At 47.7% G+C, this 20101-nt stretch carries 19 protein-coding genes; 8 read left to right on the top strand and 11 right to left on the bottom strand.

All coding sequences use genetic code 11. From position 1 onward, the window contains the following. Positions 1 to 39 precede the first annotated feature (39 nt). The 7 genes from NXS08_RS06675 (at position 40) to NXS08_RS06645 (ending at position 9352) form a co-directional block, all read left to right on the top strand. Positions 40 to 609 (top strand): NUDIX hydrolase, encoded by a 570-nt coding sequence (locus tag NXS08_RS06675; RefSeq protein ID WP_259138733.1) that lies wholly within the window; start codon positions 40 to 42, stop codon positions 607 to 609. Further along, complete coding sequence (locus tag NXS08_RS06670; protein WP_259138731.1) at positions 606 to 2762, top strand: DUF6049 family protein; 2157 nt, start codon at positions 606 to 608, stop codon at positions 2760 to 2762. The genes NXS08_RS06675 and NXS08_RS06670 overlap by 4 nt, the downstream gene beginning before the upstream one ends. Then, the gene (murJ, locus tag NXS08_RS06665) at positions 2755 to 5460 is read left to right on the top strand and encodes a murein biosynthesis integral membrane protein MurJ (protein ID WP_259138729.1); all 2706 of its coding nucleotides are present in this window, start codon (positions 2755 to 2757) and stop codon (positions 5458 to 5460) included. The genes NXS08_RS06670 and murJ overlap by 8 nt, the downstream gene beginning before the upstream one ends. A 126-nt stretch (positions 5461 to 5586) precedes the next feature. Beyond that, positions 5587 to 6519 (top strand): thioredoxin-disulfide reductase, encoded by a 933-nt coding sequence (gene trxB / locus NXS08_RS06660; protein WP_259138727.1) that lies wholly within the window; start codon positions 5587 to 5589, stop codon positions 6517 to 6519. Positions 6520 to 6535: 16 nt separating this feature from the next. Then, the gene (gene trxA / locus NXS08_RS06655) at positions 6536 to 6865 is read left to right on the top strand and encodes a thioredoxin (RefSeq protein WP_259138725.1); all 330 of its coding nucleotides are present in this window, start codon (positions 6536 to 6538) and stop codon (positions 6863 to 6865) included. Between the two features lie 198 nt (positions 6866 to 7063). Then, on the top strand, positions 7064 to 8386 hold the full coding sequence (locus tag NXS08_RS06650; RefSeq protein WP_259138721.1) for a PLP-dependent aminotransferase family protein: 1323 nt from the start codon (positions 7064 to 7066) through the stop codon (positions 8384 to 8386). 12 nt (positions 8387 to 8398) lie between these two features. Next, positions 8399 to 9352 (top strand): D-alanine--D-alanine ligase, encoded by a 954-nt coding sequence (locus NXS08_RS06645; RefSeq protein ID WP_259138719.1) that lies wholly within the window; start codon positions 8399 to 8401, stop codon positions 9350 to 9352. Positions 9353 to 9428: 76 nt separating this feature from the next. Here the strand turns inward: NXS08_RS06645 and NXS08_RS06640 are convergent, their stop codons facing one another. From NXS08_RS06640 to rpmH, 11 genes are all read right to left on the bottom strand, one after another. After that, on the bottom strand, positions 9429 to 10559 hold the full coding sequence (locus tag NXS08_RS06640; RefSeq protein ID WP_259138717.1) for a TDT family transporter: 1131 nt from the start codon (positions 10557 to 10559) through the stop codon (positions 9429 to 9431). Positions 10560 to 11212: 653 nt separating this feature from the next. Further along, entirely contained in the window at positions 11213 to 11593 is a 381-nt protein-coding gene (locus tag NXS08_RS06635; protein WP_259138715.1) for an SdpI family protein, read from the bottom strand. 8 nt (positions 11594 to 11601) lie between these two features. Further along, positions 11602 to 12120: a hypothetical protein gene (locus NXS08_RS06630; protein ID WP_259138713.1), complete on the bottom strand. Its 519-nt coding sequence runs from the start codon at positions 12118 to 12120 to the stop codon at positions 11602 to 11604. Between the two features lie 160 nt (positions 12121 to 12280). After that, on the bottom strand, positions 12281 to 13753 hold the full coding sequence (locus NXS08_RS06625) for a ParB/RepB/Spo0J family partition protein (protein WP_259138711.1): 1473 nt from the start codon (positions 13751 to 13753) through the stop codon (positions 12281 to 12283). Between the two features lie 36 nt (positions 13754 to 13789). Beyond that, positions 13790 to 14680 carry a ParA family protein gene (locus NXS08_RS06620; protein ID WP_259138709.1) on the bottom strand — a complete coding sequence of 297 codons (891 nt, stop codon included), beginning with the start codon at positions 14678 to 14680 and terminating at the stop codon, positions 13790 to 13792. 194 nt (positions 14681 to 14874) lie between these two features. Then, positions 14875 to 15522 carry a 16S rRNA (guanine(527)-N(7))-methyltransferase RsmG gene (gene rsmG, locus NXS08_RS06615; RefSeq protein WP_396232255.1) on the bottom strand — a complete coding sequence of 216 codons (648 nt, stop codon included), beginning with the start codon at positions 15520 to 15522 and terminating at the stop codon, positions 14875 to 14877. Between the two features lie 6 nt (positions 15523 to 15528). Next, entirely contained in the window at positions 15529 to 16053 is a 525-nt protein-coding gene (locus tag NXS08_RS06610) for a R3H domain-containing nucleic acid-binding protein (protein ID WP_259138707.1), read from the bottom strand. A gap of 36 nt (positions 16054 to 16089) precedes the next feature. Then, positions 16090 to 17373 (bottom strand): membrane protein insertase YidC, encoded by a 1284-nt coding sequence (gene yidC, locus NXS08_RS06605; protein WP_259138705.1) that lies wholly within the window; start codon positions 17371 to 17373, stop codon positions 16090 to 16092. An 11-nt stretch (positions 17374 to 17384) separates the two neighbouring features. Beyond that, complete coding sequence (gene yidD / locus NXS08_RS06600) at positions 17385 to 17678, bottom strand: membrane protein insertion efficiency factor YidD (protein WP_259138703.1); 294 nt, start codon at positions 17676 to 17678, stop codon at positions 17385 to 17387. 1 nt (position 17679) lies between these two features. Further along, a complete protein-coding gene (rnpA, locus tag NXS08_RS06595; RefSeq protein WP_259138701.1) occupies positions 17680 to 18066 on the bottom strand; it encodes a ribonuclease P protein component in 387 nt (128 codons plus the stop codon). After that, positions 18067 to 18204: a 50S ribosomal protein L34 gene (rpmH, locus tag NXS08_RS06590; RefSeq protein WP_259138699.1), complete on the bottom strand. Its 138-nt coding sequence runs from the start codon at positions 18202 to 18204 to the stop codon at positions 18067 to 18069. Between the two features lie 441 nt (positions 18205 to 18645). On the opposite strand from rpmH, the gene dnaA reads away from it, so the two are divergent. Continuing rightward, positions 18646 to 20049, top strand: coding sequence for a chromosomal replication initiator protein DnaA (gene dnaA / locus NXS08_RS06585; protein WP_259138697.1), 1404 nt, complete (start codon positions 18646 to 18648; stop codon positions 20047 to 20049). The last annotated feature ends 52 nt before the right edge of the window (positions 20050 to 20101 follow it).

Raw genomic sequence — 20101 nt, 5'->3', positions numbered from 1 at the left:
ATATCGCAAATCTACCGCGGAAAGACTTAGAGTAGTAGTATGGCTCAAAGTAATTCGCGCAAAATGACGGCGATTCCTCGCCCTCCTCGCCGCCCTCCGGTGGCGCATTTTGAGCGCACCCACGGGAGGAGCCTACCGGTAGTTGAAGAACAGTCCGCCGGCGGTCTGGTATTAAAAATCGAAAATGGACGCCCCCTGGTAGCAGTAATTGCTCGGCGAAACCGCGCTGGGAAAATCGAATGGTGCCTCCCAAAGGGACATATTGAACCAAATGAATCTGCCGAAATAGCCGCTATCCGTGAGATTGCTGAAGAAACGGGGATAACTGGAAAAGTAGTCATTCCCCTAGCTGATATTGACTACTGGTTTTCCTCATTAGACCGGCGCGTACACAAAATCGTTTACCACTTCCTTTTAGAGTATGTAAGCGGTGAAATTACGGTTGAGAATGATCCGGACCAAGAAGCCGAAGACGCAGCTTGGTACCCGTTAAAAGAAGTCGCTAATATTTTGGCTTACCCCAACGAAAGACGCGTAGTTTCTATCGCTATGCAACTGCTCTACCCCGATGCTTATGTAGCTGATGACCGGTACGGTGATTATGCATGAGAACAGGTCGGAAAGCGACAAGAATTGCGTCTTTACTGGTTGGGTTAGCTACTGTCTCAACTGGCCTGTGGGGAATTTCTAGTTCCGCGAACGCCCTCGGAAATGAGAATCTTGCCGATTCTGACTCCGCCACTCGAAATGTTTTTTCTCCAACGCCAGCGGGCAACTTAACTGAAACTACAACTAACCCAACTACTTTAACTCTGCCAGCGCAGCACCCTGGGAACGAAAACCTGTCGGTGAAAATTAATGATCTGAAACCACGCGTTCTCAGCTCAGAAAACACCCTGGTAGTTGAAGGAACAGTTTTTGTAAAAGAAGCAACCCCCCTGTTGAACCTGGTGGTGCGCGTCAGCCCTAATACTGCTTTAAACGCAGAACAGTTAAAGAACTATCTGGCAGAAAAAACTCCTGCCGGACAGTGGGTAGCGCAAACCCAATTAACTGATCTTCCCCCGCAAAAACCGACTAGTTTCAAAATTGAAATTCCAAAAGCAGCCCTGCCGCTGGGAAATGCCTGGGATTGGGGGCCACGCGGAATTGAAGTGGCGGCTGCAAGTAACTCCATACAAGCCACCGACCGGTCTTTAATTATCTGGGATTCTCAAGTAGAAATCGCCCCCTCCCGCATCCACGCAGTAGGGACCGTACCCGTACAAACTCAGGTTTCTGAAGAAAAAATTGAAACTCAACTCCCCACCGCAGCTGACTGGAAGTATCCGCTTGAAGCAGCCCGAATCCCCGGGGTTACCCTGGCCGTACCAGCAGATATTTTAAAGTCCGATTTCGGCCAAACTCAGCTGGCGAACACCGCTTCAGAACTTATTGCCCTTCCCAACGGATCACCAGATGTAGTTGCCATTTCTAAACTGGCTCATACAACTGATCTTTTAACGCATTTACGTAACCAAGTGAATGAATCTGACTTTGGGAAACTCCCGGTTCGTACAGACGTGGTTGTCCCCTTATTACCAAAACCAGATTCACAACTGGAGCGCAGTCTTTTCCCCAGTAAACAACAGCTAATCGACGCCGCAGTTTTAACTCAATGGAAGGGCAAAACCATCCTTGCAGGTGAGCTGCAGCTTGAATCTCCCTGGAGTTATAACTATTCACCCAGCACCTATGCTTTCTACACGGCTGACGGAGAAATCTCGTCTACGTCCTCTGCTGACGGAGGTTTATTACTTACCTCAAAGCAGACTTTAAACGAAGTATTTAATCGAAAAATTACCGGAGCCGATGAACTATTAGATGATACGCAGTACTTAAAAGCAGTTTCTGCTGTTTTAACTCGCGAACGCCCTTTTCAGCCGCGCTCATTTCTGACCCTCTTGCCAGCAAGTGGCTGGGATGAAGTACAGTTAGCCAGACTGCAGGCGCTGTTACAAAACCGCTGGGTGGAAACTTCTAAAGACTTTTATTCTTCTAAAGACGTAGCAGAACCAGTTCCGTTACGGGTTTTAGCTCAAAGCGCCCTCAACCCGGTTGTGACCGTAAAACAAGCTGATTTAAACGCTCTGGATTCCGCTTTAAATAAAGCCATGCCAATGGCTAAAGCTATTTCTGCGCAAGCACAGTTACAGGAAGAATACTTATTAGCTAAACAAAACCTCTTTAGTGAAAGTGCCCTGATAGATTCACAGTTGCAAACTAAAGTGGTTAAAGGTTTCACCGGGCAAATGGAAAAATTTACCCACTTAATTAAAGTCGCCCAGCCCTCAACTTTTAACTTAGTTGATAAAAACGCAACCCTACCGCTGCGGATCATAAACGAAAGCAGCACTGAAGCAGTAGTAAATGTTAAGCTACAGCCCTCTGACCCGCGCTTACAGATTGACGATGTGGTAACTGTGAAAATCCGCGGGAAATCCCAGCAGACAGTGGAATTTCCAGTGAAGGCAATCGGTACGGGCGATGTTGAGGTACAGGTTATCGTTACCGCTAACGATGGCACTGAAATCAATAAAGACATGAAGTTTATGGTAAGAGTCAGAGCTGACTGGGAATCTAATGCTACTGTCGTATTTATAGTTATTGTGTGTGTAATTTTCATCTTCGGCGTATTTCGTACTTTTCGTCGGAATCGGCAAAAACCTAAAGAACTTCAAGTAAGTTCTGAAAATCCGGTAAGCGAGGCGAAAAATGAGTAAGGAAACTGCAGTGAAAGCAGAAGCGAAACCAATCGGTGATCCGATTAAAGGCTCGGTGTTAAAGTCCTCAGCTGTTATGGCGTCAGGAACTTTAGTTTCCCGCATTTTAGGCTTTATCCGCTGGTCGTTACTTATCGCCGCAATTGGTGGGGTTGCCGCTAATGACGCTTTCCAAGTGGCAAATAGTCTTCCGAACACGGTTTATAACCTGCTTGCTGCGGGAGTTTTAAACGCGATTTTAGTGCCCCAGATTGTGCGTGCTTTTAAAACCACCTCTGGTTCAGATTACGTGAATCGGCTAATCACTTTAGCTGGGACCATCCTTTTTGGAATGACCCTGCTAACTTTAGTGGGCGCTTCTGTTTTGGTGAATATTTTTACCGTGGAAATGCCCCCCGCATGGAAATCCTTAGCAGTAGTATTTTCCATTTGGTGCCTACCCCAGATTTTCTTCTACGGTTTATACAATCTCTTAGGGGAAACTCTTAATGCCCGCGGTATTTTTGGCCCCTACACTTGGGTTCCGGTGGTAAATAACATTATCGGCATTGCCGGTTTAATCGCATTTATCATGGTGTACGGGACTGCTTCTAACGTAGATGACCCAAGCATTTGGACTTTTGAACGGACTGCGTTACTGGCTGGCCCAGCTACTTTAGGGGTGATTGTCCAAGCTCTCTTACTCTTTATTCCCCTGCACCGCGCCGGCGTTAAAATCCGCCCTGATTTCAAATTCCGCGGTGCCGGTTTACGGTCAGCTTCCAAAATCGCTATTTGGATGTTCGCCGTTCTTATAGTCAATCAGCTTTCCATCATTTCCACTACTAACATCGCTGCAGCAGCAAATAACTGGCGAGAAATAACCGGCCTGTACGCCCCGTCAATTACCGCGGTTAATCTCACTTTCATGATTTACATGATGCCGCAATCGATTATCACTACTTCCATCGCGATTGCTGTTTTTACCCGCATTGCGTCAGCTACTGCCGATAACGATTACCTGCAGGTTTCAAAAGACTTCCACTTTGGCGTGCGTATCACCACTGTTTTGAACCTCTGGGCTGCTGCGATTCTAGGGGCGGGCGCAATCCCCATTTTCCAGGCTTTAGCTCCTCGAGTTGGGGAAGAACAGGTTTACGGAACCGCCCTCGCTTTAGTAGTTATGCTCCCCGGTTTAGGGGTAGCTGCTATTTCCATGTTCTCTACTCGCGTTTTCTTTGCGTTAGAGGACGGTAAACCAATCCTCCTTTCAGTCCTATTCCCAACGGTAGCTTTCGTAATAACTTCGTGGATTCTAAAAGGTTTCCTTCCCGGCTACCTGTGGGTAACTGGGACCCTAGCGGCTGAAGCTGTCATGCGGTTGGCAGTTGCCTGGTTAAGCCTAAAATTCGTTGCCGCTAGAATTCCGCGAGTTAATAAACCTGCCATTATTCTAGAAACCGCGCTTTATTTTGTTCTTTCCTTAATTTCCGGTTTCTTAGCCTACAGTTTGCTGCGACTGGTTAATCCCTATGCTCCGGGTTCGGCTTATTCAGTTCAGTTACTGGGGGCTGCCTGGCGCGGTATTTTAGTGGTTCTTTGCGTCACCATAATCTACGTTATTTTGATGGCGATATTTGATCGCCGTAGTTTCAATGCCATTTTAGATGCGGTAGGTAATAGAATTCCGAGTGTGAAAAAGTTTGGTGAAAAACTTCCGCAGGTGAATCTGATTAAGACTACAGAACCGGCAGCAGAACCTGCTGATGAAGATTTCTTTACACCTGGCAATGACCCGCAAGAACCCATTTGGTTTAGCGATAAGCTGGCTGACCGCAGTAAGTTTGCTACTGCGAAAGTAGCTCCCGCCTCTTTAGAAAAGGACGCAGAAGAAACTCCGTTTGCGTCTAAGTTTATGAGTGGATTAATTGACCAGCTTTACCGCGTGGCCGTGGTGTTCCAGCCAGCTCCCTATAAGCACGCCGATCCGGTAAGTTCCCTCCCTGAGTTTGGGACTGCTAGTGAGTTCACGCCAGCTACAGAATCAGTGGACACAGATACTGCTGCTTTACAGTTAGCTCCGGTGATAGACGAAGAAACTGAACCGGAAGTTTCTTCACCTGCTGATTTAGAAGAAACTATGGTTATCGGACACCTTCCCTTTAAAGGAAGTAAAACTACTGTCCCTAAGGCTAGTGAAGTAAGTTCTGCAGCTGCAGAAGTAGCCGAGGAAGCAGCTGAGGAAGTAGCCGATGATGCTTCCCCGTCAGTTTTAGCACGAGCTAAAACCACTGGTGCTGCTTTGGCAGCCTACTTGACTCCTGCGCTTTCCAAACTAAAAGATTCGGCTAGTTCCACTCTTAAAGGGAGCCGTTCTAAAACTGGAGATGAGCAACCGTCCTCGGAAATTAATGAAAAGAACGGAATCATGATTGAGACTTTGCACAGAGGTACCCGAGCGATCTCTCAATCATTTGAATCTGTACGGCAAACAGTAGATGATTTCCAAACTGGCAAACGCGTAGATCCAACTAAGCCAACTATCGTGATTTTTGTTGTGCTGACTATTTTGGCGCTGCTTTTTGCCCTGGGAACTTTAGGGTTATTGCCGGGTCTGTCACGTGCAGCTGAAGCCCCGCAAACTTCCGGTGTATCTGCCAGTCAGTCAAGTGTTTCCACCGGACTAACCCCCCAAACAGATTGGTATACCGGCACTTAGTGTGGAGTTCACAAACTACACCGAAAAGTGATCTGACTAGCAATTCTTTAGATTTCTGACCCGCTGGGAATAATCTTGCAAAATAACTTGTTGTAAGACATAACAACTTAATGGAAAGGTGCGTTCATGTCTGAAATCCATGACGTAATAATCGTTGGTTCCGGCCCCGCCGGATACACTGCCGCCATCTACACTGCCCGCGCCGGGTTTAAACCCCTGGTAATCGCCGGAGCTATCACCGCTGGTGGCGCGCTAATGAACACCACTGAAGTCGAAAACTTCCCCGGTTTTCCCGAGGGCGTAATGGGCCCCGACCTAATGGTGAAAATGCAAGAACAGGCGGAAAAATTCGGAGCTACCGTCATGTTCGAAGATGTAGTTTCCGTAGAACTTGAAGGTGACGTAAAAACCGTTACCACCGAAGATGAAACTTTCTCAGCCCGCACCGTGATTTTAGCAACCGGTAGCCAACACCGCGTTCTGGGACTACCCGGGGAAGAAACCTACGGCGGGCGCGGAGTATCCTACTGCGCTACCTGTGACGGATTCTTCTTCCGCGATAAGCCAATCGTAGTAGTTGGCGGCGGAGACTCCGCTATGGAAGAAGCTAACTTCCTTGCTCGTTTCGGTTCCAAAGTTACTGTAGTACACCGCCGCGACCAGCTGCGTGCTTCTAAAGTAATGGCGGATCGCGCTTTAGCTAACCCGAAGATTGAATTCGCTTTCAACTCAGCCGTAGTTGATATGGGCGGAGAAACCTCTTTAGAAACTGTGACATTACGCGACACAGTCACCGGTGAAGAAAAAGTTATCGAAGCTAATGGTCTTTTCGTGGCGATTGGGCACGACCCTCGGGTGGAACTGGTTCGCGACCAGCTGGAACTGCGCGACAACGGCTACATTAAGGTGGCTGAACCGGGTACGCACACTAACCTCACTGGCGTATTTGCCTGCGGTGACGTGGTGGACTTTACCTACCGCCAGGCAATCACGGCAGCGGCTTCCGGTTGCCGCGCCGCTTTAGATGCACAGCACTACTTAGAATCTTTAAACGACTGAATTTGAAAGGCTTTTAATGGCTAACGTTATTGATGTAACTACTGAAACTTTTACTGAAAAAGTTATTAGCTCCCCCGTACCAGTTCTGGTTGATTTCTGGGCGCCTTGGTGTGGCCCATGCCGTCAGCTGGCACCCATCTTAGAGCAGGTAGCCACGGAACTTTCCGACAAACTGGTTGTTGCGAAAGTAAACGTAGATGAAGAACCCGGTCTGGCTGCTAAGTTTGGGATTATTTCTATCCCCACCATGCACCTGTTCACTTTAGGTGAATCAGTGAAAACCATCGTGGGGGGTCGCACTAAAGATAAGCTGATCGCCGAAATCAGCCCCCTGTTAGGTGCGTAATCTTAACTAAACTCGCTTGAGTTTCCATCGGCACTTTCAAGTTCTAACCAGCTTTTTGGGGAAATTAACTTGAAAGTGCCGATTTCACATTTGCTGATTTCTTTGAGTTAAACCGGCTTTTTTCTAAAGCAACTTATGATTTTGCATTATTCATGGCAAAATTAAGCTACTTACACAACCTAGTGAAAGCGTAAAGATATGACTGACAGTGGCACTATGCGTGAAATGGCTTCCGGCACCAGACTTGACCCTTGGTTTAACGCGTACGCCGAACGTGCGCATGGCTTGCGCTCCTCAGAAATTCGTGCGCTTTTCGCAGTTGTCTCTCGCCCGGAAGTAGTTTCTTTAGCGGGTGGAATGCCAAATATTAAAGACTTACCTTTAGATGAGTTAGCTGATGATGCGGCGCGTCTAATCCGCAACCACGGGGCACAACTCATGCAGTACGGTTCCGGCCAAGGGTGGGAGCCGCTACGCCAACGCATTGTCGATGTAATGGCTTACGAGCATATTAAGGGCGATCCCGATAACGTGGTAATCACTACCGGTTCGCAGCAGGCTCTGGATTTGGTTTCTGAGATCTTCCTGGACCCAGGTGACGTGGTATTAGCGGAAGGCCCTTCTTATGTGGGGGCTTTGGGTACTTTCCGCGCCTACCAAGGCCAGGTAGTGCACGTGGATATGGACCAAGATGGTTTAGTACCAGAGTCTTTAATCGAAACGATTCGTCGTGTCCGCAGTGAGGGGCGCACCATTAAGTTCCTCTACACGATTCCTAACTTCCACAATCCCGGTGGGGTGACTCTTTCCGCTGAACGTCGCCCGCAGATTGTGGAAATTTGTAAACGCGAACATATTTTGATTGTGGAAGATAACCCCTATGGTCTGCTGGGTTTCAAAGCTGAACCATTGCAGGCCATGCACGCACTAAATCCCGAGGGCGTAATCTACCTGGGTTCATTTTCTAAGATGTTTGCTCCTGGTTTTCGAATTGGGTGGGCGCTGGCTCCACATGCGATTCGCGATAAGCTGATTTTAGCGGCCGAATCTGCGGTACTTTCCCCGTCTATGGTGGGGCAGATGACGATTGAAAGTTATCTGACTAATTTTGACTGGTTCTCTCAGGTGCAGACTTACCGTGAAATGTACCGCGAGCGTAAAGAAGCCATGTTGGAGTCTTTAGATGAGATGATGCCTGACTGTACGTGGACAAAACCTGAGGGTGGGTTCTACACCTGGGTGACTTTACCGCCTGGTTTAGATGCGAAGTCAATGCTTCCGCGTGCGGTTAAGAATCTGGTGGCTTACGTTTCAGGTACGGCTTTTTATGCGGATGGGCGTGGTGGCAACCACTTGCGGCTGTCGTTTTGCTACCCCACGCCAGAGAATATTCGCGAGGGCGTGCGGCGTTTGTCTACCGTAGTTAAAGCTGAAAAAGAGTTAGTGGATATGTTTGGCACTAACATTCGTACTGAGTTACCTTCTAACGCAGTTTCCGCTCCTGCGCCGGACCATATTTAACAAGGAGAGACTATGGCAGAAAAGCTGAAAGTACTGGTAGTTGCCGGTGGGCTAACCCACGAACGTGATGTCTCACTGCGTTCTGGTCGGCGGGTAGCTAACCTGTTGCGCCAGTTAGGGCACGTGGTTGAAGTCTGTGACTTAAATGGGCAGTTTCTCCCAACTGTTGCTGAGTTTGAACCGGATGTGGTGTGGCCACTGATCCACGGGTCTGTGGGGGAAGATGGTTCGATTCAAGACCTGTTGGAACTGGTTGGTTTTCCTTACGTGGGTTCGCAAGCTCATGCGTGTGTTTTAGCGTCCTCGAAACCGACTGCTAAATCTTTAGCGGCGATTGAAGGGATTGTCACTCCTGCTTGGGTTTCGTTGAAGCAGTCTTTGTTCCGCCAAGTGGGGGCTCCGGCGGTGATGCAGGCACTTTTGCATAATCGCGATGACTTGCAGTTCCCGCTGATTGTGAAGCCTTCTGATGGGGGTTCGGCGCTGGGTCTTTCTAAGGTTTCTTCGGAAGATGAGTTGCGCTCTGCAATGGTGGATGCTTTCGCCTATGGGGATACGGTGATGGTGGAGCAGTTTATTCCCGGCCGTGAGATTGCGGTGTCGATTGTTGATTTAGAAGAGCCTTTCGCGCTTCCGCCGGTTGAAATTGTCACTGATGATGGTCGTTATGATTACGATGCGCGTTATAATACGGGGCGTTCGCAGTTTTTTGCTCCGGCGCGTTTAAGTGCGGCTGAAACTGAAGCGGTGCAGCGGGTTGCTTTAGAGGTGCATGAGCTGTTAGACTTGCGGCATCTTTCCCGGATTGACCTGATTTTGGGTGAGGATGGGGATGTTTATTTGATTGATGTGAATGTGGCGCCGGGTATGACGGATACTTCTCTTTTCCCGCAGGCAGCGGATGCGGCTGGTTCGTTTAGGGATATTTTGGGGGAGATTGCTGCTTTCGCGGCTAAGAACGGCTAGGTTCGACTGTCCGGTTACTATGAAGTTATCCCTTCAATATTAGCTTGTTCGGTTAAGATTAGTTGGCCGGTTAAGATTAGGTTGTTCGGTTAAGGTTAGGCAGCAGCTTCGTTTTAGCGGTGATTGCCCGTAGGCTTGCGGTTAGGCTGAGGGTTACGGTTGCGCATAAAACCAGCGTGTTTGCGGCGCCAAGCCAGATAAGCAGGCTGCTTTCTAAAGATTTTCCGAGGGCGGTTGCGCCTAACGCTAAAGTACCGATGGGGAAGGTAGTTGCCCACCAACTTGGAGTGAATGGCATTTTTTGTGCGAAACCGCGTATGGTCACGATAGTTGCCCATAGGGTGAGGGGCGTACCTACTGCAAACATGACAAACCCATACCAGTTAGCTAAAGATACTAGATCTTCGATTAAACGCCCGGTTGCAAATTCTTTTCCGCTCACTACGAAGGCTTGTACGGCGGCAGTGGATTGTCCTACTAAGCCCAGGGGAATCCAGGAGGATGCCGAAGCTATGAGGGGGAGGGGTTGCACGGTGAAGAATTGGTAGTAGGCTTGGATAAAAATTGCCCACCCCAGGGTGAAACTTACCATGAACCCGGTGATGGAGAAGATGAGTACAAGTGGCCCCCAGTTTTCGGGTAGGTGAGTTGAGAGGTTTGCTCCGCTGGTGGCTGCCACCATGGGGCCAACCACGGCTAGTCCCCAAACGAAGTTTGGGGTGCCCAGGCTAGTTCCGACCATGCGGATGGCGAAGTAGAATGCGGAAAGAATCCCTATGGCTGCACCGATTAGCCACATTACTGTATCTATTTGCCACGCTAGTTCGGTTAGTTTTGGCCAGTGGTAGGGGACTGCGGTGGCAGTTGCTGATCCGACTGAAAGGTACCCCATTGAAACTGTTCCCCAAAACGGAATGATCGCGGGGGAATAGAGGGCTTCTGAGAATACTCTTGGATTGCTGATACCCCGGTATAAGAAAGCTAGGGTTAAGAAAAGCAGTAGAGACCAAGCTAAGAATAAGGTTAGTAACGCCAGGTGAGCAGCTGTGGGGATATGTGCGGCGTGTTGGATTAGTAGGGTGGTAAGAATTCCAGTCCCCATCACCGAGGGAAACCACACTGGTCCTGCCGGAGGGAGGGACGGTTGATTAGCTTCTGGTTTAGGGGGATTTGTATGCTTATTTTCGGGTGTCTTCGCAGTATTCATTTTTCCAGACTGTTCTTGACTTACCTGCTTGGTTTTATATGCTTTATTCTCTCAAATCTGGAGTTTTCTGAACAACACGGTTCATAATAGTATAACCTTTTGAGCATTGCTTTAATGCTTATTAGTCCGGTTTTGCGCGCAGAGGGCAGCTTAGGGTTGTAGCGTGGGTATTGTAGCGTCGAGAAACTATTCTTGTACACTGATGGGATGCAGCATGGGGATTGTAGCGTGGGGATTGTAGTGCCGGATAGAGGTGGCTGATAGAAGTAGCTGATGGCGATTGCTGATGGCGATTGCTGATGGCGATGGCTTATATGAACCGATCTTCTAACGAATCGCTGGTTGAATGCAGGAATACTCGGTGCGTATTCACTATGTTTTGAGGACTAATAACTCCATCAGGATAACGTCTCCCAGTTTTCAGGTGCGCCAGTTCGCAAAAAAGGAATAAGCGGTTTTCTGTAAACGTTTTATAGAACTTCGGTAGGAGCACTGGGCACTAAAGGGATGCCTACCTATTTCTGCCGCAGAACGAGCCGCAATGTTTCACGTGGAACATCGTACTGCACAATACCTCTAAACCTGATTAAAGTGGCTCGCCTTAGAAGATTTCGCTAAGACGAGCCATTTAAAATACGTTCAGAATCTTTAGGTTATGAAGCTATGTCGTTGTATTCCTTTATGGCTTTATCGCCAACAAACCGATTTGCCAGATAAAAGAATAAGACACTCACTATTAACGGCACTGTGCACACTAAAAGCCCTAGCAAAGTCACCTGGTACATCAGCGCATATGCGCCTAGGACTGCAGCACCAAGCAGAAACAGACCCGCTTGCACTGCCATTAGGTAACGGCCTGCAAAATTCGCCACGTTCCAGTTTTTCAAGGACTGTTGAGAGAGTTTTGTGCGCACACCCAAAAGTGAATTCCGCTTTAATTCAATATTTCCAGCTTGGTAACTGATGTAACCTATTACCACTCCTTTTAATAATAAAATTACAGAAAAGACCCACGCAATTAACTGATATTCCATGTTTTCCCCTACTCAATTCCGTGTACTTCGACGTACAATACATCAGCTTTTTTGCTTATTTCAAGCATACTCTTCGGCATAATTATCTGCCCGGTATTATTAACTCCACCGCAGAAATCAACCTCTCCACGGTCCCCGCGGACAATCAGACGTTGTTCACCATTAGTAATCCAGTATGCCAGCGCCTCACTTTCAACCCGAAGATTCGACTGTGTAGCGGCTTCCGCAGCGTAAGTAGGAAGATTTTTAGGATCTGCATATGGACAAACTAAAACTGCTTCGCTCCAATTATGGTCAGGGGCGATTATCTTAACCAGCTCAGCTGCGGTATTTGGTTGCTCCGCCTGCAACTGCGTAGAAGTTACGCCCTCAATTCGATACCGGTTAATTCCTTGCGAAAACGAGTAGACTGCAAATGCAATTATAAAAGTTAGCATCGCCAGAATGACAGCCCATAAGGCTTTTGATAGTCGCGCTCGATGTTTGGTAAGCGGATCTGGTTCAGACCATACTTCTTCGTCTTCCATAATTCCTCCAATGTTTCACGTGGAACATCTTTATTCCACTTCTGAACGATTCTGTGAGAGCCACGAGGTTAGAAATTTGCTTCCCGAAAATCAGAATTTCCGGAAGCGAATTTCTGGTCTGAGGCGATTCTCAGAAACCAGTTTCAGCCTCATCTGTCGTCTAAGGTCGATCTGCGGAGAGTTTCAGTACTTGCACTAAAGCAGCAATCCGCTCTAAATCCTCTTCGCCCGCGAACTCAACGATGATCTTCCCTTTCCGTTTGCGTTGTTCAACGGTCACCTTTGTATCGAATAGGTCACCCAAACGCTCTTGTACATAATTTGCTTGAATTGAAAGAGGTGCCGGCTGACGTTTCGTTCCGCTAACACGCTTTTGTGCGCTGACCTCACCCAAAGAAACCAGTTCTTCTGTTGTACGTACCGAAAGTCCTTCGGCCACAATTCGCTCTGCCAGAAGTTCCATTTTCTCTGCAGAGTCTAATCCGAGTAGGGCGCGTGCGTGACCCATACTGATGACATTTGCCATTACTTTTAACTGCACGTTATGCGGTAACTTCAAAAGACGAATGGTATTGGAAATCTGTGGACGCGAACGCTTGATTTTTTGCGAAAGTTCTTCTTGGGTGCAGCCAAATTCTTCTAAAAGTTGCTGATAAGCAGCAGCTTCTTCAATAGCATTTAACTGCACTCGGTGCAGGTTCTCTAACAGCGCGTCGCGAAGCATCTCATCATCTTGCGTGTCGCGAATAATTGCCGGAATCTCGGTTAAACCAGCCAGTTGGGAAGCCCGTAAACGCCGTTCCCCCATAATCAGTTCGTACTTTAATTCAGCCGGTTTACCCGCCGCAATCTGCGCCTTGATGAGCGCTTCATAACGCTTCTTATTATCAGAGATTTCTCTAACTACTATCGGCTGTAAAATACCAATTTCTTTTACAGACTCCGCCAGTTCTTTAAGGGCTTCCTCATCAAAGAACTCACGTGGCTGATCTAAGTTTGCAGCAATTTCAGCTATCTTCAGCACTGCCATACGAGCACCTGGCACCGGAACCAAATCTAACTCATCCTCAGATTTGACGCTTAATGCTCGGTTAGTGTGCCCCGTCTTTTCCAATCTGGAGGCCTCGTCAGAAAGGTTTAAGTTAGTAAGCACGTGACCAGCTTGGCCTGGCATGGCCGCAGCCTGACCGCTAACACCGCTTTTGCCTCCGCCGTCTTCCTCAATATTCTGTCCATCAATGCGCTGTCTATCAGTGCCCGGTCCATCAATGCCCTGTATATCAATGTTCTGGGGAGCAATCTTCCGCGGATTGGAAGTGGAGTCCGCGCTTGAGGGGGAATCTCCTGCACCCCTTACCGCGCCACCTAAGCCAGCTTCTTGGCTACGTACTTTAGTTTTCTTCGGTTTAGCTTTTTGTGTTCGGCGCGCAGGTGGTTTCAGTAAATCTGCAGTTACGGCACTATGTCCGGCGCGCCCGGTAGGTTCTTTTCCCTTACTCGTTTCATTGCTACGCGGGAAAAATACGTCCATTGCTTTTTCCGGAGCCAATGATGTTTCACGTGGAACATCGCTTTCCTGAGTGGGAATTAAGGAGCCGAGGCCACGTCCCAGGGCTTTGCGCTTTTCTGCCATAATCTTCTTCTTTCGACGCTGAACTAACGGTAAATTTTAGGCTTTTGCCAGACGATTAGCTAACTCTAAAGCAGCTTTTTGGTAGCTTAAAGCAGCAATCCCGCGGGGGTCATGTCCGAAAATAGAAGTGCCGAAACTAGGGGCTTCGGAAAGCTTCACAGAACGAGGAATTGCCGTACCAATTAGTTCTTGAGGGAAATACTGGAAGATTTCCTTACCGACCTCAGAGGCTAAATTGGTGCGCTTATCGAACATGGTTAAAAGGATAGTTCCAATATGAAGCTGGGGATTTAAATAATCGCGTATCTTATTTACGGTATTGAGTAGCATTCCCAAGCCCTCAAGTGCGTAGTACTCAGCCTGAATTGGCACTAGAACTTGGTCAGATGCAGCAAAAGCGTTGATGGTGAGCAGTCCCAGACTTGGTGGGCAGTCGATTAACACGACGTGGGTTTCCGGATTAACCGCTAAGTAAACGTCCAGGGCTTCTTTTAGAACGAACTCTCTTCTTTGTTGAGCACTTAAATCTAGTTCTGCGCCGGAAAGGTCAATAGTGGCTGGACAGACTTTTAAGTTTTCTGATTCTGCGCAGTCTACCAGTACTTCGGCTAGGCTATTTTCGCCAATTAAGACTTCATAGGTAGAAGAAATTCCACTATGGTGTTCCACTCCCAGTGCAGTAGAGCAGTTCCCCTGTGGATCAAGGTCTACTACTAAGACATTTAACCCGCCTTTAGCTAAAGCTACTGCCAGGTTTACCGTCGTAGTAGTTTTACCAACCCCACCTTTTTGGTTGGCAACGGCAATTACCGTGGGTTGCTTTGGCTTGGGGAAAACGGCTTCTGCCAGCTCTGCGCGTAGCTTTGCGGTAGCTGAAAGTTCATCCGCTAACGGGGTATTATTTCCTGCCACAGTTAGTCCTTTCATTCACCTTTAAGTGTAAACCTTCCCTCAGACAGATACACCTTCCAGACAAATGTTTCACGTGAAACATTAAGATTTCACAAAACCAGCCAGCCCTATATTTCCTGCAGCAAACCCTTAATCAAGGGAAAGTATATATCTAAACATAAAAATGCCTGCTTTGGAAACGTCCAAAGCAGGCATTTAAGCTAAATCCACTATTTAGCGCGCTTTAACTGCACCACCATCGTAGATTCGTCTTCCATCACAGAGGGAACCTCGTGAACAGTAGCTTTCACCACCCCAAACTTCTTAAACAGTCTGCGGGCTTGAGCAACCTCATCTTTAGCTTTACGTCCCTTTAGAGCCAGTAAGGAACCGCCCCCGCGCACTAAAGGCAAGGTAATCGGAATCAACTTACTTAAGTTCGCCACCGCCCGAGAAGTAACAATATCAGCCTTCCCATGCCCATGCAGTTCTTCGGCCCGCTTCTGGTGCAAGGTAACGTTATCTAAGCCCAGCTCCTCCACAACGTCAGCCAACCATTCAATCCGCCTCAACATAGGTTCAACTAAATGCACATCCACATCAGGGCGCATAATCGCAGCCACTACGCCGGGAAAACCGGCCCCCGAGCCAACATCTAACATCTGCGCATCAGCGGGAATAAAAGGCACGATCGCCGCAGAGTTCACCAAATGCCGTGACCACAAGCGAGGTAACTCCCGCGGACCAATCAACCCGCGGGTTTCCCCCTCTTCAATCAACATTTGCGCGAAATGCTCTACCGCAGAATAGGATAAATCAAATAGATCAATAGCGGCTTGGTTGGGTATCTCTACAGGCAAAGCCTCAATTTCAGACAAGAAACGTCACTCTTCTTCCGCATTTGCTGCAGCAGCTGCAGCGGGAAGAACCACTACGCAACGGTTTGGTTCAACGCCCTCGGACTCAGAAGCTAACCCGGCTGCCGCAATCACGTCGTGGCAGACTTTCCGCTCAAAAGGATTCATCGATTCCAACATAACCGGTTCGCCGTAAGTGCGCACCCGAGTAATCGCCTCTTCGGTGATTTCTGCCAGCTCACGGCGCCGATCCGCACGGAAGCTAGCAATATCAAGCATCAACCGGGAACGCTCCCCAGTGCGGGCCTGCACAGCCAAGCGGGTGAGCTCTTGTAAAGCGTCCAGAATCTGTCCGTCCTCACCAACCAGCCGCTCTAAATCGCCAGCTCCGTCTTCAGAAACAATATCAACCAAGGCACGGTCATTTTCCACATCCAGTACCAAGTCGCCATCTAAATTTACAATATCGAGGAATTCCTCCAGATAGTCAGCTGCGAACTCGCCTTCTTCAACCAGCTGTTCTACGCGCTGTGCATTATTTTCTTCAGCCATCTTTTTCTCACTTACTTAAAGTTGGTGGGTTTTTACTTACTGCTTTTTCTTTTTTGCTTTGCGCTTCGCAGCGCGGCGGGCTTCTCGAGCTTGTTCCAGCTCAGCTGCTGACTTTGTGCTTACCTCAGCAGCCATTCTTTGAGCTTTTGAAGCCGCGGCTTCTGCCTGGCGCTGCGCTTTAGTCTTACGTTGCGGCTGCACGCGGGACTCAGTGCTAGTAGCCCGTGGAATGAACCGTCGAGTCCAAAATTCGTCAGGTAATACCTGCCATTCAGAATAGGCTAGTTCACGGTACGCCCCCACCTGCAGGTCTGGAGTAACGCCCTCGGGGAACTGAGTAGGCACCTTAAACTTGCGGGCGCGCTTTTTAAGATCCTTTAGCAGCTCAACCCGAAGCTGAGCTTTCTGATCATCACTGATTTCCCCGCGAACCATTTCATCGTAATTTTCAAACAGCGGGCGAATATTCTCAACGTACCCAATGCGGCGCTTATTCATCAGCTTGTTATAAGCTTCCGAACCCATGGTGGGCATCCGTTCAATCGTCCAAAATTGCTGCCCCATCGTCCACATATTAGAAGTAAACATGTAAACCAACAGACCAGTTTGGAAGAAGAAACCAGAAACACCGATCATTAGCGGCAGCATGTACATCATAATCATCTGCGTACGCATCATCGGGTTGTTAGGATCCTTAGCAGATTCAGGCATATTCTTCATAGTTAGCTGACGCATAGTGAAGAACTGAGAGCCCATCATCAGCAAGATAAGCAGCACCAGAGTGATTTTGCCCTGGTTAGAGGCAACTACGAAATAATCTGAAAGATAAGCACCAAACAGTCGAGAGCCCTCAATGTCTTGTGCTAACTGTTGATTTAAAGGACCTAAAGCGCCACCTGGGTAAGTTCCCTCGGCAATACTCTTCGTCGAAGCCAAAACGCGGAAAAGAGCGAAGAAGACTGGCATTTGCGCTAATAGGGGCAGGCAAGAAGCAAACGGGGAAGTCCCGTGTTCACGGTAGAGCGCCATCATTTCTTCGCTCATCTTTTGCCGGCTCGCTTGGTCTTTACGATCCTTATATTTTTCTTGCAGTTTCTTCATTTCTGGTTGTACCAACTGCATCCCCCGCGAAGCCTTGATTTGCTTGAAGAATAGGGGAATAAGAACAATCCGAACCACGATGGTTAGACCAATAATCGAAAGTACCCAAGCTAGTCCAGAGCCATCACTCATTCCTAGAAAGACCAGGAGGTTATGAATGCTGACCATAATCCAGGCAACAGCTAGTTTAAACGGATAGAGCAAAGTATCAAACCACACAGGCAAGCTCCTTATTCAGCGCTGGACACGGGGTCCAAATCATCGTCGGTTGGCCGTACATACGGCTTTGGTTTCCATTTTCCCACGTCCGGTACATGATCGACACCCCCAAGGGACCAGGGGTTACATCTTAGAAGTCGCCAGCTGCTTAAAATAAGTCCTTTGATGGGTCCGTGTACTTGCAGTGCTTGCACTGCGTAGTTTGAGCAACTGGGATAGTAGCGGCAGCGTGGGGGGATAGCGGGGGAAATATAGCGTTGGTAGAAGCGGATCGGGAAAGTAAGTACGGCTGTGAGCAGGCGCATTTTAGTTTCCTTCCGTTGTCACCGAAGCTGTATTTTTGCGAGCCAATTTTTCTAAAGCTCTGTCTAACACGCTATCTAAAAAGTTAGTTATTTCAGCAAAGTTGGCATCTTTACACCCTGGTAATACGCGGATTACGAGGACGCTGTGGGCAGGTAGTTTTTCCAATCGCCCTCGCATCAGATGACGTAAACGCCGTTTTGCTTGATTGCGCTCGTGCGCACGCAGAAATACCTTCTTAGGTACGACGAAACCGACGAGGGATTCTTTGGGGAGATCCTCGCCGGTTACTACGTGCGCTACTAGCGCATGGTTGCCTGCGCGAACACCTTTACGCATTGCCAAACGGAAAAGTTCAGGGTCCTTCAGGCGGTTGCCTAGTGATAACACTCAGGCGGTTAGCTTTGCGCGACCCTTGCGACGACGGTTAGCGATGATTGCTCGGCCGGCGCGGGTACGCATGCGTAGACGGAAGCCGTGGGTCTTGGACCGACGACGGTTATTTGGTTGGAAAGTGCGTTTAGACACGAGTTTCCTCCTAGTAGGAAGGGTATTTCTCTACAAGTAATACCCACTGTCTGAAATTCGCCTAAGCGAATAATGGTCTCAGCGTGTAGAAATTACACACATACGAATAAAAACTTTACTACTGACCACTCTGTAAAGCAATGCGAAGCGCCGGAAATTCAGGGTAATCTGCGCCATTGTTTAAGAGGAATTTCTTATGATCCACAATTGTGAGCAAGTCGAAATTCACAATTTTCGGAAGATTTTTTGTCCGCGAATTTTTGTAATTAACTAGGTAAATACTAAGAATCACATATTTGTGATTATCTATCCTGTTATCCACAGAATTATCCCCAGAATGTGGATAACTTTTTGTTTTTGGTGTACAAATATAGAGGTATTAATGAGACGCAAACCTAACAAACGTGTTAAAGGTCACGCTTTTCCTTGAGGGAGAAAAAATTGGAGACAACGAGCTTAAAGGCAGCGTGGGAAAAAGCCATCAGTGCTTTAGACCCTGAAGATGCCGGTCCCGCTTTAAAATCAGTTGTGTCTCAAACCGTAGTTTTAGGTGACTTAGATGGAACGATTTTATTAGCTGTTCCCAACGAATGGTCAAAGAACTACCTGGAATCTCGCTCTTCCTTAATCAATCCACTGCTTACCTATGCGATGGATAAAGACGTACGTATCGCCATTACGATTGATGCAACTATTGAAGAGCGGATGGAAGTAGTTCCAACCGAAGAAATCCAAACCAGCCCGGAATTTGTCCCCAGCGTTGTCTCAACTAATCCCCCGGCGCGAAATGAATTACCTTTCGATTCTCGGTTAAATCCGAAATACGTTTTTGATACTTTCGTAATCGGTTCGTCGAATCGTTTTGCTAATGCCGCTGCCGCACAAACAGCTGAACAACCCGGTCGCGTTTACAATCCCCTTTTCATTTACGGTGATTCCGGCCTCGGTAAAACTCACTTAATCCACGCAATTGGTAACTATGCTTTGGAACTTGCCCCGCATTTAAGAGTTAAATATGTTTCTTCTGAAGAGTTCACCAATGATTTTATTAACTCCATTCGCGCTGCCCGCGGCGACGAATTTCAGCGCCGATACAGGGAAATCGATATTCTTTTAATCGACGATATCCAGTTTATTCAGGGTAAAGAACAAACGGTTGAAGAATTTTTCCACACTTTTAATACTCTTTATAACGCCGGTAAGCAGGTAATTATTACTTCCGATGTGCCCCCAAAAATGCTTTCTGGTTTAGAAGATAGGCTGCGGTCGCGTTTCGAGATGGGTTTAACGGTGGATATTAAACCGCCGGAACTTGAAACCCGTATTGCCATTTTGCGTAAAAAAACGATTGCTGAAAACCTCGACGTGGATAACGCCGTGCTGGAATATATCGCTTCACGAATTTCTTCAAATATTAGAGAACTCGAGGGCGCTCTGATTCGGGTAACTGCATACGCTAACTTAACTGGTCAAGAAATTAACCGGGCTTTAGCGGAATTAGTTTTAAAAGATATTATTTCTGATCCCGGCGATTCTGAAATAACAGTTGCTTTGATTATGGGCCAGATTGCGGATTATTTTGACGATGTCTCTATCGACAAACTCTGCTCTGCTGATCGTTCCCGAAATTTGGTGGAAGCCCGGCAGATTGCCATGTATTTGTGCAGGGAACTAACTGACTTATCTTTACCAAAAATCGGTCATAATTTTGGCGGTAGAGATCATACAACTGTAATGCACGCTTATCGAAAGATCGCTAAGGAAATTAATTTGAAACCTGAGATCTATAAGCACGTTACAGAACTTACCTCGCGTATAAAGCAGCAGGCCAGAAATAATAATTAGCTAAGAAAATACCAAAACAATTGGGGTTATCCACAAAAATCTGTGGATAACC

The organism is Gleimia sp. 6138-11-ORH1, assembly GCF_024814355.1.
Lineage (GTDB): Bacteria > Actinomycetota > Actinomycetes > Actinomycetales > Actinomycetaceae > Gleimia.
This window is presented reverse-complemented; position numbering and strand designations above follow the sequence as displayed.